Below are 14,568 nucleotides of genomic sequence, written 5' to 3' on the forward strand. Positions count from 1 at the left end.
CCGAAAAAGAAGAAGAATACAAATCATAATATAATATTAATCATACATAAAACTTAAAATCATGGGTGGATTAGGCGCACCAGAAATTATTCTGATCATCATTGCGATACTTTTATTATTCGGCGGTAAAAAAATACCTGAATTAATGAGAGGCTTAGGGAAAGGCGTTAAGGAATTTAAAGACGCGCAAAACAGCGACGGCTCATCTTCTTCATCTGAAGAAAAAAGCTTAATACCCTAACAGGGATTAGGTTTTAATGCCATTTTTATTGAGTATATGAACTTATCTGTTGATTTATTTCTTATTTCAACGGATAAGTTTTTTATTTTAGCCCCATGGCTAATATTTATTCCTCTTTAACCGAAATAAAGAGCGGGTTGCAACGTGCAGAAATTACTGTTGAAGGTCTTGTAAAAGGCTATTTGCTTGAAATTGAAAAAAATGCTCATTTAAATGCTTTTAATGAAGTGTTTGCTGATGAAGCGCTGATTGCTGCAAAAAACGTTGACAACAAAATAAAGAATGGCACCGCCGGCAAATTAGCCGGTATGGTTATCGGCATTAAAGATAATATCTGCTATAAAGGGCACCAGGTTAGTGCCTCCTCAAAAATCTTAACCGGTTTCACTTCCATCTTTTCATCAACTGTGGTTGAACGCCTGCTGGCCGAAGATGCGGTGATCATTGGGCGCTGCAACTGCGATGAATTTGCTATGGGTGCCACCAACGAATCATCATACTTTGGCCCGGTAAAAAACCATGCCGATGAAACTAAAGTTGCAGGCGGTTCTGTCGGGTGGTTCGGCTGTGGCCGTACAAGCAGGGATGTGCCATGCCGCTTTAGGTACGGATACGGGTGGTTCGGTAAGGCAACCAGCTTCATTTTGCGGCGTTGTTGGTTTAAAACCAACATACGGCACAATTTCAAGGCACGGTATTATCGCCTATGCTTCATCGTTTGACCAGGTTGGTCCTATCACTAAATCGGTAGAAGATGCTGCATTATTGCTGGAAGTACTCGCAGGTCCGGATGAATATGACAGTACGTTATCACAAACTCCGCCGCCTGCATCATATACTAATCTTCAAAAGCCGGGAAAAAGAAGATAGCTTACCTGCAGGAAGCAATATCAAGCCCTGGTGTTGACACCGAAGTAAAAGACAACCTTGTACAATACATCGATAAGCTGCGTGCCGATGGGCATACAGTTACCCCGATAGCTTTTGAATTGTTGGATTATCTGGTGCCAACTTATTATATCCTGGCCATGGCCGAAGCATCATCAAACCTGGCAAGGTACGATGGTGTGCATTACGGTTATCGCAGTCCGCTGGCTACAGATTTACAGTCTACTTATAAACGTTCCCGTTCTGAGGGTTTTGGTAAGGAAGTAAAGCGCCGTATTATGCTGGGTACTTTTGTTTTGAGCGCGGGGTATTACGATGCTTACTACGCTAAAGCACAAAAGGTACGCAGGCTGATCCAGGAAAAAACTAATGAAATACTGGAAGAGTATGATTTTATATTGGTACCGTCGGCGCCCGAACCGGCTTTTGAAATAGGTAAGGAAGAGAAAGATCCAGTGGTAATGTATCTTTCTGACATATTTACCGTACAAGCCTCATTAACCGGTGTACCGGCCATATCAATACCTACGGGCAATAACAGCAACGGTTTGCCGTTAGGTTTACAGTTATTAACAAAGCACTTTGGCGAACAGCAACTGTTAGATTTTGCCAAATATTTTCTCGATCTGTAATAAAAAATGATATTTTAGTAAAATGCTGATGCTTTGGGCATTATAAATTAATCAAATCCCTGAATAAATGAAGAGATTATTTACGCTGACCATTTGCCTCTTATCACTCCAGGTTTTACAAGCCGAAACAAACACAACCAATTCGGCAAAGTCAATTAAGCAAATAAGCCGGGCAACCAAATTTAACCCCGATATTGTAAACGCCGACACTACTATTTTACCGGTGCTTAACCAGTCGTTGCCGGTAAGTACATACGGAGGTTTGTACAAGCGCCGGTTAGATTCCATTCGTAAAGATATCCAGCTTGATTATAATGAATATGTACAGGGTTATATCGATCTGTATATGCACAACCGCGATGAAATGGGCCAGGTTGCAGGCTTAACCAAATATTACTTCCCCATATATGAAAAGGCTTTCCGCGAAGCCGGGATCCCCGAAGAAATAAAATTTCTGTCGATTGTTGAATCAAAGCTTGATCCGAACGCGGTATCAAGGGTAGGGGCCACAGGTCTTTGGCAGTTTATGGGCACCACGGCAAAAACTTATGGCTTAAACATGGATAACTATGTTGATGAACGCCGTGACCCTATCCAATCGAGCTATGCCGCGGCTGCCTATCTGAAGGATGCCTACCAGGAATTTGGCGACTGGCTACTGGCCATTGCCTCATATAATTGCGGTAAAAGCAATGTGGAACGCGCTGTTGAAAAGGCCGGTGGTGTAACCGATTTTTGGAGCATCCGCCAGTATCTGCCTGTTGAAACCCGTGGCTATGTGCCTGCTTTCATTGCCATGAATTATGTGATGCATTATTTTAATAAACATAACATTGTTGCACAAGCCTGCAATTTCTCTACCCGTACCGATACGGTGATGGTAAAAAGGGTAGTGCCGTTAAGTAATGTTGCCCAGGCGCTTGATGTGAGTTTAAGAGAGATTACGATCCTTAACCCATCGTACAGGATGGCGGTAGTTAACGGAAGTCCTAAAACACCACGCAGGCTTATTATTCCTCAAACTGCAAAAGATCATTATGCTGCATTATATAATGTATTAAATGGCGTTAATGCGCCTGTGCAACCAACACCTGCAAGGCCCGCTACTTATGCCGCTGTTCAATATACCCCGGCAAAATCCGAACGCCGAATGCCAACCCACCATAAAGTAAAAAGAGGCGAAACGCTTGCTTCTATCGCTGATATGTTTGGCTGTGAAGTATCAGACCTTAAAGTTTGGAACCATCTTAAAACTAACCGGGCAACAGTAGGGGCCATGTTAAAAGTATCTGCCGGCGAAGTTGCTGCCAATGTGCAGGATGACGGGCAGTATTCAAAGAATTAATTTTTTTTCGGAGATTCCGATGTCTGCAAGTCCGAAAGTTGAGATCCAGCTTTCGGATTTTTATTTTTATAAGGTTATTAAAGTCATTTTTCCACCGCTTGGCCCCAGCCGAACCATGGCTTTTGGGGTTAACACTGTTTTTTGATTATTTTGTTGATTTTCAGTGTTTTGAGTATAGATAACCCCAATTTCTGTTAACCCTGTTAACCCCCTCGCCGCCGCTCGCCTCCTGACGGGTGGCAACTATCAAGCAGCCTCCGGCCGCCGGAGCAAAAGCAGCTTAGACCGCTATACCCGGAGTTTTTAAACTTACGCTCGTTTACAAACCTACCGTGTACCCATATCTTTAAAAAAATGTCATTTCGACAAAGCTGGGCAGGCCTAAGTATAGGAGCGAAAGAGAAATCTTATACGCCCTGTAGAGCCGCTTTACATAGTTTAGAGCTGGATGTATAAGATTTCTCCTCACCACATCCGCACATTCCCCAACAGGTCTCGTCGAAATGACATCTTCTTTTAATTCATAATAATAATTAAAAGATATGGGTACACGGTAGGTTTGTAAACGAGCGCAAGAGATGATTCCAAAAGCGAAAAAAGCTTCGTAGATTTATTTCAACCAATCACTCATCAGCATGGAAAAGCCAAAGGAAAATATTGACGAATATATTGCCGGTTTCCCGGCAGATGTTCAACAAAAACTGCAATTGGTACGTGAAACGATCAAAGCCGCTGCGCCAGATGCCGAGGAGGCTATCAAATACGCTATTCCAACCTTTGTGCTCAATGGCAACCTGGTGCACTTTGGTGGCTTCAAAAATCACATTGGTTTTTACCCGGCCCCGCAGGGATTGGAAGAATTTAAAGAAGAATTGTCAGGTTATAAGGGAGCCAAAGGCTCGGTTCAGTTTCCGCTTGATGAGCCTATGCCTCTTGAGCTGATCACCAAAATTGTAAAGTTCAGGGTGCAAAAGAACCTGGAGAAAGGGAAGAAGAAAAAGTAGAATTTTGCTAAATGCAATCTTTTAAACACATCTTATCAAAACTTTAACCGTATTTTATCCTCTTTTTAACATAATCGCAAAAAGGGGCTTTTTTATGTTTGTTCCATAAAAAGAATTGTAATTTTGGGCGCTTCAATTTGAAAAAAATGAATAAAACTAACCGAAAACAGGACGCGCTGAATTACCACTCGCAAGGCCGTCCCGGAAAGATACAAGTTGTACCTACCAAACCAACAAATTCGCAGCGCGACTTAACCATGGCCTACTCGCCCGGTGTGGCTGAACCATGTTTAAAGATTGCTGACAATACCGAAGATGTTTATAAATATACCGCCAAAGGTAATCTTGTAGCCGTGATCAGCAACGGTACTGCCGTACTTGGCCTGGGCAACATCGGCCCTGAGGCCAGCAAACCTGTAATGGAGGGTAAGGGTCTCCTGTTCAAGATCTATGCTGATATTGACGTGTTTGATCTTGAATTGAACGCCAAAAGTGTAGATGACTTTGTAAACATTGTAAAAGCGCTTGAGCCCACTTTCGGCGGTGTAAATTTAGAAGACATTTCGGCCCCAACCTGCTTTGAAATTGAGCGCAGGCTAAAAGCCGAAATGAATATTCCCGTAATGCATGATGATCAGCATGGTACCGCCATTATATCGGGGGCAGCTTTAATGAATGCCTGCGAAATCCAGGGAAAAAACTCGACAAAATAAAAATGGTAGTTAACGGTGCGGGCGCCGCCGCGGTATCGTGTTCAAAAATGTACCTGTCATTAGGGGTTAAAAAAGAGAACCTGGTGATGTTTGATATCAATGGTGTGCTAAACCAGGAACGCACCGATCTTGACGAGATCAGGATGGAGTTTGCTACTGACCGCAAAGATGTTAAAACACTGGCCGATGCCATGAAAAATGCCGACGTATTTGTCGGTCTTTCGGCAGGTAATGTGGTAACCCCCGACATGCTGAAAACCATGGCTAAAAAGCCCGTTGTTTTTGCTATGGCCAACCCGGTACCCGAAATTGATTATGACCTTGCAGCCGGCACACGCGATGATATTATTATGGCAACCGGCCGTTCCGATTTTCCTAACCAGGTAAATAACGTGCTTGGTTTCCCTTACATTTTCCGCGGTGCGCTGGATGTAAGGGCTACTGCCATTAACGAGGAAATGAAGATTGCCGCTACACACGCCATTGCCGAAATGGCTAAAAAGCCGGTTCCCGAAGCCGTTAACCTCGCTTATAACCTTACTAACCTGAAATTTGGCAAGGATTATATCATCCCGAAACCAATGGATCAAAGGCTGATCACCGAGGTATCCATGGCGGTGGCAAAAGCGGCCATAGCTTCAGGTGTAGCCCGTAAGGTGATCACCGATTGGGATGCATATGCAGAGGAGCTGAGGGTGCGCCTGGGTACTAATGATAAGCTGCTGCGTAACCTTACCGCTAAAGCAAAACAGAACCCTAAGCGCGTTGTATTTGCCGAGGCCGATAATTATAAGATCTTAAGATCGGCACAGATAGTGAAAGAGGAAGGTATTGCCACTCCTATTTTACTGGGCAATATCGACAGGATCAAAAAGATCATCCATGATAATGACCTTGATTTGGGCGATGTTCATATTATTGATCCACGGGAAGGATGTGAGCATATGGATGAGTATACCGAGTTTCTGTATAACAAACGCCAGCGCCGGGGGATTACCCTGTACGAGGCTAAAAAGCAATTGGTAGACCGCAACTACTACGGCGCTTGTATGGTGCAGTTTGGCCGTGCCGATGCGCTGATCTCAGGTTTAACCAAAAACTATGTAACCACAGTGAAACCTGCCCTGCAAATTATCGGTACTGAAGAAGGTGTGAACCGTGTTGCGGGCATGTATATGATGATCACCGCTAAAGGCCCTGTGTTTTTTGGCGATACAACGGTGAACGTAAACCCATGTGTGAATGATTTGGTTGATATTACCGTGCTGATAGAACGCTCGGTAAAGCAATTTAATATCAGCCCGAGGATAGCTGTATTATCATACTCCAACTTTGGTTCGAACGAAGGGGAGATACCGGAAAAAACCAGGGAAACAGTAGCGATACTGCACGAAAAATACCCCGACATGGTTGTCGACGGCGATATGCAGGCCAACTTTGCGCTTAACGCTGATTTGCTTGATGATAACTTCCCGTTCTCAACACTCAATGGTAAACCGGCCAATACACTGATTTTCCCTAACCTGGAGTCGGGTAATATTGCCTATAAACTTTTGCAGGAAATAGGCGGCGCCGAAGCAGTTGGGCCGATATTGGTTGGCTTAAAAAACCCGTGCATGTGTTGCAGTTAGGCAGTTCGGTACGTGAAATTGTAAATATGGTTACTATTGCAGTGGTTGATGCACAGGCAAAAGCTGCCGCCAACAGTTAAATAGAACTCCCTCTAAAGTTCCCCCGGAAGGGAGGGTTTGAGTAGGGTTAGTAATACATCTTTGATAAAGACGCTGGTATTTAAATACTTAGCGTCTTTATTTTTTAAGGTGAGTATAACGCAGCTTTTTGTTTGTCATTATATGAACATAATGACGCCGGAATTTTATCTTTGGATAATCACTGTAAAAGCTATCTGCCATTAACATCATTGTTTAAAAATTAATAAAGTAATAATATATGTATGATTATATTAGTGGAAAACTAATGTTCAAAAGCCCGTCGTATGTGGTTATAGATGCGGGAGGGGTAGGGTATCATATTAATATTTCGGTAAATACCTATTCGGGCATTAGTGACGACGAAAAATGTAAACTCTTTGCATGGTTACATGTAAAGGAGGACGCGCACACACTTTACGGCTTTGCTACGGAAGGTGAACGCAGGTTGTTCTTACATTTGATCTCTATTTCGGGTATCGGGCCAAATACGGCAAGGATGATGTTATCGTCCATAAGCCCGGCCGAGATCCAGGCGGCTATTGTGAGCGGTAATGTTTCATTGATCCAGCGGATAAAAGGAATTGGGCCAAAATCGGCTCAGCGGATTATTTTGGAGCTGCAGGATAAGCTGCGTAAGGAAGGCCCCGATACTCTAACTGTTGTGCCGGTGAGCCAGACGGTTAAGGATGAAGCACTATCTGCATTAGTAATGCTGGGCTTTGCGCGTAACGTTGCCGAAAAGGTATTAGACCAGGAGATCAAGAAAAATAATGGCGAATTAACGGTTGAAGAACTAATTAAGTTCGCGTTAAAAACGCTATAATTACGGATAAATATCTACTAACTTTTGATCAAAGTATTTACTTATAAGACACTTATAAGTGTGTTGTTCATTGTGGTGTTCGGGGGCTGGGAAATGTTTATGCACAACAAAAGCCCTCGCCTGCGGCTAAAAATGATACAACCAAATCAAATGCACCAATAAACCTGACCGCGCCACGAAGCCAGCGGATGAGGGAAGGTATTTTCAATACCGACCCGGCAGGCCTGGTACGTACCATTGAATATGATCCGGCCACAAACCGTTATATTTTATACGAAAGGGTAGGTAATTTACTTTACCGCCCCCGCAGTATCTTACGTTTGAGCAATATTTAAAACTTAAAGAACGATCGACCCAGCGGGGCTATTTTCAGCAACTGGCAGATAATTATGCCTATGATTCGCAGCAGCCAGGGTTTATACCGCCTATAAAGGTCAGGAGCCGGACGTTTGAGCAGATCTTTGGCAGCTCGGTGATTGATATCCGTCCGCAAGGATCAGCAGAGATGATCATGGCCGGGCAGATAAATAAAAACCAAAACCCGCTTTTTAACACCCGCCAGCGCAGCCAGTTTAACTTTAATTTTGATCAGCGCATTCAACTCAACGTAACCGGTAATATAGGCGATAAGTTAAAGATCACCACCAATTACAATACCGACGCGCAGTTCCAGTTTGAAAACCAGATAAAGCTGGATTATACAGGCTCGCCCGACGAGATCATTCAGAAAATTGAAGCCGGTACGGTTAGTATGCCGCTTAATACCACGCTGATCACCGGTAGTCAGGCGCTTTTTGGCGTTAAAACCAAGCTGAAATTTGGACGGCTGGATGTTACCAGTATCTTTTCGCAGCAACGCTCACAGTCAAAAACGATAACTATTACCAATGGTTCGCAACAGGGTGAATTTAGGTTGACCCCTGCCGATTATGAGGCCAACAAGCACTTCTTCCTGTCGCAATATTTCAGGAATAATTATAACAGGGCGCTTGCCAATATCCCAATAATCAGCTCCAATGTAAACATTACTAAAATTGAGGTTTGGACAACCAACCGTACCAATGTAACTACCGATTCGCGCGATATATTGGCTTTCATGGACCTTGGTGAAAATAACCCATACAATAAAACCAGGATAGTAGGCGGCGGCAGCGCTCTGCCTGCGGGTTTTAAAGGGCCAGGTTTCGCCCAGCAATCAAACAACCTGTTATCTGTTTTGCCGCAAAATGCAAGGCTCACCAACTCCAATGATGTCGCCAGCTTTTTCCAGGGATCGGGCAATACGGATAACTATTCAAAACTAACTTACGCCCGCAAGCTTACTGATAAGGAATATACCCTGCACCCGCAGTTAGGTTACATCTCCCTAAATTATCCCTTGAATAATGACGAGGTGCTGGCGGTAGCTTATCAGTATACCGTTAACGGTGTGCAATACCAGGTGGGTGAATTTAGCAGCGATGTTGCGGTTAACCCAAATACGCCTAATGTGCTTTTTGTGAAATTGCTGAAAGGCGAGTTATTGAAAACCAATCTGCCTACCTGGGATTTGATGATGAAAAACATTTACTCCCTCGGTGCTTTTCAAATAGCCCCTACCAATTTTAAATTAACGGTAACCCGTCTTGATGATAAAACGGGGATCGAAAAAACGGTAATGGAAGAGGGGCAAAACCTAAAAGGTAAACTTTGGCTCCAGGTAGCAGGGCTTGATAACCTCAACCAGCAAAGCGATAAAAAACCGGATGGCTACTTTGACTTTTTAGAAGGAATCACCATCGATTCGCAAAACGGGCGGATTTCGTTCCCTGTGGTGGAGCCTTTTGGTTCGGACCTGGCATCCAAATTTACCCCGGGCGAGACCGACCTGGTTAAACGATATGTTTATCAACCATTGTATGACTCAACCAAAACTATCGCGCAGCAATATTTCCCGGCATTAAACAGGTATGTAATTAAGGGGACTTATACCTCAACAGGAGGTTCGGAGTACCAACTAAATGCAGTTAACATTCCGCAGGGATCGGTAAACGTAACCGCTGGTACGGTAAAATTGCAGGAGGGCAACGATTACACGGTTGATTACAATTCCGGGCGGATCAGGATCCTGAACCAGGCACTGTTATCTTCCGGCCAGCCTATTACCGTAAAGCTGGAGAATAATGAATTGTTCGGCGTGCAGCAAAAGTCATTGTACGGCACCAGGCTTGATTATCATGCCAGCGATAAACTTCAGTTAGGTGCTACTTTGATGCACCTCACCGAACAGCCTATCACCCAAAATGAAATTGCCGGCGAAGAATCCATCTCCAATACCATTTGGGGGTTTGATGCCAATTACAGTTCAAACTCCAGGTTTTTAACCAGGTTGGTTGATAAGATCCCCGGCATCCATACCAAAGTGCCATCGTCCATTAATTTTTACGGCGAGTTTGCCAAACTGATGCCTGGCAGTCCCGGTGCATTGAATTTTGCAGGCTCCAAACACGGCACATCTTATCTTGACGATTTTGAAAACAGTCAATCGGTAATAGATATTAAAGGAGCTAACAGCTGGCAAATTTCAGGAACGCCGCAATTGTTTGGAGAATCGGCTTTGTTTGATAACCTGAGCTATGGCTATAACCGTGCCCGCCTGGCATTTTATAATATCGACCCGATATTTTATACCAATACAGGTTCCATCCCCATATCAAGAAGCGAGCTTTCCAACCATTATGTAAGGCAGGTAATTGAGCAGGAAGTTTTCCCTTACAAGCAGTCGGCTACCGGGCAACCGATTAGCCTGGCTACGCTCAACATGGCTTTTTATCCAAGTATCCGTGGGCCGTACAACTATGCTACCACCGGCATTAATCCCGATGGTACCTTACAAAACCCTAAAACACGCTGGGGTGGTATGTTCAGGAAGCTGGAAACAAATGATTTTGAATCGTTGAACGTATCCTACATCGAGTTTTGGATGCTTGATCCGTTCATATACAAACCAAACTCGGCTGGTGGCGACTTGTACTTTAACTTAGGTTCGATATCAGAAGATATTTTAAAAGATGGACGTAAAAGCCTGGAAAATGGTTTGCCTGTTGACGGCGACCTGACCAAGGTGGATGAAACCAGCTGGGGGCGGGTGTCTAAACTACAGCCGGTTATTAATGCTTTTGATAACAACCCCGATGCCCGTAAACTGCAGGACGTTGGTTTGGACGGCATGAACGACCAGGATGAGCAAACCAAATTTGCCCCGGTTGTTCAGCAGATAAAAGGACAACTGAACGCGCAGGCCGCTACTACCATCGCTGCAGACCCTTCGTCAGATGATTATCAGTATTACCAGGGCGCAGCGCTCGACCAGGCCCGTGCCGGCATCCTCGACCGTTATAGCAAATACAACGGCACCGACGGTAACTCGAAAACGGCACAGCAATCGCAGGCAGAGCTTGGCTTGCAAAACTCGGCTTCAACATCCCTGCCCGATGGCGAGGATATTAACCGGGACAACAACATGAGCCAGGAAGATTCATATTTTCAATATAAAGTATCCATGCGCCCGGCAGATATGGTTGTAGGGCAAAATTACATCAGCGATAAAGTTACCGCACAGGTAAAACTGCCCAACGGAACAACACAGGCGGTTAACTGGTACCAGTTCCGCATTCCGATTACTGATTATCAATCAAAAGTGGGCAACATCCAGGATTTTAAGGCAATCCGTTTTATGAGGATGTTCATGACCAACTTTGCCGATACTGCAGTACTGCGTTTTGCGACCCTGGAACTGGTGCGCGGCGAGTGGCGTGCTTTCAATACCGAAAAAATCCGTTGAATGTTATTGCCGATCCTGCTATCCAAAACCCACCGATAGATAATTCGACCGTCGACGTGCAGGCCGTAAATATTGAAGAGAACGGTAACCGCACGCCTATACCTTATGTGGTGCCGCCCGGTATTAACCGCCAGCGTAATTACAATAACCTGCAAACCAATACCAAGCTCAACGAGCAATCACTGTCCCTTAATATAAAAAGCCTGCGCGATGGATATTCAAGGGCCGCCTTCCGTACTTTTTATAATGACCTGCGCAAATACAAACGCATGCAGATGTTTATCCATGCCGAGGGTGATTATTTGAAGGATAATGACCTGAACGCGTTTATCCGCCTCGGGGTTGATTACCAGGATAACTATTATGAATACGAATTGCCTTTAAAAATAACCCAGCCGGGTACCAGCGATGCAGGAGCAATATGGCCGGATGTTAATGAAATGGACCTGGAGCTTGATTTGCTGATCCGGGCGAAGCTTGCACGTAATCACTCCAACGTGGCCTACAACCAGCTTTTTAAATACACCGAGGGTGATAAGGTAGTTTATATCAAGGGCCAGCCCGATTTAAGCAAGCTGCGTACCATTATGCTTGGCGTGCGCAATCCATATAAAGGCACAAATGTTTTGCCCGATGATGGGTTGGATAAATCAGGAACTGTTTGGTATGATGAGCTGCGCCTTACCGATTTTGATCAGCGCGGGGGATGGGCCGCAACCGCGAGGATTGATGCCAAGCTTGCCGACTTTGCCGATATTACCGTATCGGGCAGTAAAACAACTATTGGTTTCGGTACCCTTGATTCAAGGCTGAATGACCGGAGCCAGAGTGATGATCAAACCTATGACGTATCGGCCAATGTTGAGCTCGGCAAGTTTTTTCCGGATAAAAGCGGCATCCATATCCCGGCATACATCAATTTGTCATCACAAAGGAGCATGCCGCAATATGATCCCGGAGCGCCGGATGTTGAGCTGAAGGCATCGCTGGCGGCGGCAACGAGCACCAAAGAGCGTGACTCTATCCGGAATGCGGCTATTGACATTACCACCCGCAAAAGCATCAACTTTACCAACGTACATAAGGCACGTACAAACCAAAATGCCCTTAACCATATTTGGGATATTGAAAACTTTAATGCCACTTATGCCTACACCGAATACAATCACAATGATTTTGTGACGCAGAATGATGTGGAGAAAACCTATAATCTCACACTTGCTTATAATTATACCAATCAGCCCAAATACTACAGCCCATTTGCCAGGATCATCAAAAGCAATATGCTGGCCCTGTTCCGGGATTTGAACTTTAGCCTGCTGCCGTCGCGATTGAATTTTAGCATCAATTTTAACCGCTTTTATTCGGAGAATACCCTGCGCGATAATGATCCTAATAACTATATTCCTATCCCGACAACTACATTCAACAAGTATTTCAACATAACCCGTGTATACGGCATAGGCTGGAACCTGTCAAAATCATTACAGATGGATATTGACGCTACCAATCTTTCGGTTGTGGATGAACCCGCCGGTCGGATCAATGGTTTAAAGCGCGATACCCTTTGGGATAACCTGAAAAAACTGGGCCGTACAACCAATTATAACCACACTATCAACTTTAATTATACGGTACCTATTAACAAAATTCCGGGATTGGATTGGATATCGGCAGTAGCTCGTTACAGTACACACTTTAACTGGCAAACACAGCCGCTGTTTGCTATCAATAGTACCGCTTATGATGTTGGTAACAGTATTCAAAACTCAAGGGCAATCCAGCTTAACCCAACCCTGAATATGGTGTCGCTGTATAACAAGTTCCCTTTTATCCGTAAGGCCAATAATCCCAATAAAAAGAGCAATATCCTGATAGGCCTGCTAACCAGTATTAAAAACCTGAGCGCAACCTATACCCGTACCCAGGGAACGTTTTTACCGGGATACTTACCGCAGTCGGGCTTTTTTGGTGCAGATGGTAATGCCCCCGGGTTTGGCTTTTTACTGGGCAGCCAGGCAGATATCCGGGGCAGGGCTGTCGCTAACGGCTGGATCACCACCGATACCCTGCAAAATCAGTTGTATACCACATCGTTAAACGAGGACATGCACTTCAGGGGGATTATTGAACCATTTAAAGATCTGCGGATTGAGCTTAGTGCATTTAAAACCCAGGATCATAATTATCAGGCCAATTTTAAATACCTGGCATCGAGCAATAGTATCGAAACATTAAGCCCGGTTACATCGGGTAACTACAGTGTATCGTTCCTTACCATTGGTACCGCCTTTGAATCGGCAAAGGGGATAAACAATGTTTCATCTACATTTCAGAAATTTTTGGATGCCCGCGCTGTGATATCGCAAAGATTAGGGCGTACCAACCCAAATTCGGCAGGGGGTGCTGATGGCTATGCCGATGGTTACGGGCCAAATTCGCAAAATGTGCTGGTGCCTGCGTTTCTGGCAGCATATGCAGGTAAAAATGCTTCGGGCAGTAACCTGTCGCAATTCCCAAAAATTCCTATTCCTAACTGGCAGGTAACGTACAATGGCTTAGGTAAGATCTCCTGGTTCCAGGATATTTTTGATTCGTTTGACCTGAGCCATGGTTACCGTTCATCATATAATGTAAGCGGCTTTATCTCGCTGCTGCAATATCGCGAAGCTAACGGCGCTGCCACTTCGCGCGATTTAAATAATGATTTCCTGCCGTTGTACCAGTTTTCGCAGGTTACCATTTTTGAGCAGTTTGTGCCTTTGCTGGGTGCAAGCGTACGTTTCAAAAACAGCATGACCGCCAATGCCGAATATCGCCAGAGCCGCTCGCTCAGCTTAAGTATGCTTAACAGCCAGTTGGCGCAGCAAAATGAAAAGATCATTGTTTTTGGTTTTGGTTACCACACCAAAGATTTCCATTTTCCGTTTGGCTGGTTTGAAGGCATTCAGCATAAGGACGTGAACTTTAAGCTCGATTTTTCATTGCGCGATAATAAAACGCTCATTTACCGTGCCGACGTTGAATCGGCTGAGATCTCATCGGGTGCACAAAATATTACCGTAAGGCCCTCTGTTGATTATGTGATCAACCAGCGTTTTAATCTGAATTTGTTTTATGATTCAAACCTTACCAAACCCTATACTTCGCAAACGTTTAATACTTCATTTACCAATTTTGGGATTAATTTGAAGTTGTTGCTGCAATAAGGCTGATTTGAAGATGGGTTAATTTGCAGATTTGAAAATGAAAGACCCCGTTCCCTCGGGTCGCTCACAATTTAAATTAACTTCCGTCCCCTCTGGGTCTCTCGGGAGAGGACCCTAAGGCTGATAATTATCTTACGGTTAGCCTTAGTCGAATACTATATGAACGAAGCTTTACTCT

Annotated in this window: 7 protein-coding genes and 4 pseudogenes; all 11 read left to right on the forward strand. The window is 44.4% G+C overall.

All coding sequences use genetic code 11. The features are described from left to right. Positions 1 to 61: 61 nt before the first annotated feature. The 11 genes and pseudogenes from ACRQ5D_RS12500 (at position 62) to sprA (ACRQ5D_RS12550) (ending at position 14,390) form a co-directional block, all read left to right on the forward strand. Positions 62 to 241: a Sec-independent protein translocase subunit TatA/TatB gene (locus ACRQ5D_RS12500; protein ID WP_431199738.1), complete on the forward strand. Its 180-nt coding sequence runs from the start codon at positions 62 to 64 to the stop codon at positions 239 to 241. A gap of 95 nt (positions 242 to 336) precedes the next feature. Continuing rightward, positions 337 to 780, forward strand: a pseudogene (locus ACRQ5D_RS12505) (amidase family protein); the annotation flags it as partial. Positions 781 to 826: 46 nt separating this feature from the next. Beyond that, positions 827 to 1,111, forward strand: coding sequence for an amidase family protein (locus tag ACRQ5D_RS12510; protein ID WP_431199739.1), 285 nt, complete (start codon positions 827 to 829; stop codon positions 1,109 to 1,111). Then, positions 1,105 to 1,761, forward strand: a pseudogene (locus ACRQ5D_RS12515) (amidase family protein); the annotation flags it as partial. The gene ACRQ5D_RS12510 and the pseudogene ACRQ5D_RS12515, both read left to right, overlap by 7 nt. Before the next feature lie 67 nt (positions 1,762 to 1,828). Next, positions 1,829 to 3,106 carry a lytic transglycosylase domain-containing protein gene (locus ACRQ5D_RS12520; protein WP_091174612.1) on the forward strand — a complete coding sequence of 426 codons (1,278 nt, stop codon included), beginning with the start codon at positions 1,829 to 1,831 and terminating at the stop codon, positions 3,104 to 3,106. 635 nt (positions 3,107 to 3,741) lie between these two features. Continuing rightward, positions 3,742 to 4,110, forward strand: a complete 369-nt coding sequence (locus tag ACRQ5D_RS12525) for an iron chaperone (protein ID WP_091174617.1) — start codon at positions 3,742 to 3,744, stop codon at positions 4,108 to 4,110. A gap of 146 nt (positions 4,111 to 4,256) precedes the next feature. After that, positions 4,257 to 6,534 (forward strand): annotated as a pseudogene (locus ACRQ5D_RS12530) (NADP-dependent malic enzyme). Positions 6,535 to 6,773: 239 nt separating this feature from the next. Further along, a complete protein-coding gene (ruvA, locus tag ACRQ5D_RS12535) occupies positions 6,774 to 7,358 on the forward strand; it encodes a Holliday junction branch migration protein RuvA (RefSeq protein WP_091174622.1) in 585 nt (194 codons plus the stop codon). Positions 7,359 to 7,546: 188 nt separating this feature from the next. Then, positions 7,547 to 7,693 carry a hypothetical protein gene (locus ACRQ5D_RS12540; protein WP_432329103.1) on the forward strand — a complete coding sequence of 49 codons (147 nt, stop codon included), beginning with the start codon at positions 7,547 to 7,549 and terminating at the stop codon, positions 7,691 to 7,693. A 26-nt stretch (positions 7,694 to 7,719) separates the two neighbouring features. Continuing rightward, a pseudogene (gene sprA, locus ACRQ5D_RS12545) lies at positions 7,720 to 11,181 on the forward strand (cell surface protein SprA); the annotation flags it as partial. Beyond that, positions 11,178 to 14,390, forward strand: a complete 3,213-nt coding sequence (gene sprA / locus ACRQ5D_RS12550) for a cell surface protein SprA (protein ID WP_431199741.1) — start codon at positions 11,178 to 11,180, stop codon at positions 14,388 to 14,390. The pseudogene sprA (ACRQ5D_RS12545) and the gene sprA (ACRQ5D_RS12550), both read left to right, overlap by 4 nt. Positions 14,391 to 14,568 lie beyond the last annotated feature (178 nt).

This window comes from Mucilaginibacter sp. P25, assembly GCF_050859465.1.
GTDB lineage: Bacteria > Bacteroidota > Bacteroidia > Sphingobacteriales > Sphingobacteriaceae > Mucilaginibacter > Mucilaginibacter gossypii.

Bases quoted from the DNA above. Each gene is read 5' to 3' on its own strand.
- ACRQ5D_RS12510 (WP_431199739.1), top strand. From the start codon at position 827: ATGTGCCATGCCGCTTTAGGTACGGATACGGGTGGTTCGGTAAGGCAA.
- ACRQ5D_RS12525 (WP_091174617.1), top strand. From the start codon at position 3,742: ATGGAAAAGCCAAAGGAAAATATTGACGAATATATTGCCGGTTTCCCG.
- ACRQ5D_RS12520 (WP_091174612.1), top strand. From the start codon at position 1,829: ATGAAGAGATTATTTACGCTGACCATTTGCCTCTTATCACTCCAGGTT.
- ruvA (WP_091174622.1), top strand. From the start codon at position 6,774: ATGTATGATTATATTAGTGGAAAACTAATGTTCAAAAGCCCGTCGTAT.
- ACRQ5D_RS12540 (WP_432329103.1), top strand. From the start codon at position 7,547: ATGAGGGAAGGTATTTTCAATACCGACCCGGCAGGCCTGGTACGTACC.
- ACRQ5D_RS12500 (WP_431199738.1), top strand. From the start codon at position 62: ATGGGTGGATTAGGCGCACCAGAAATTATTCTGATCATCATTGCGATA.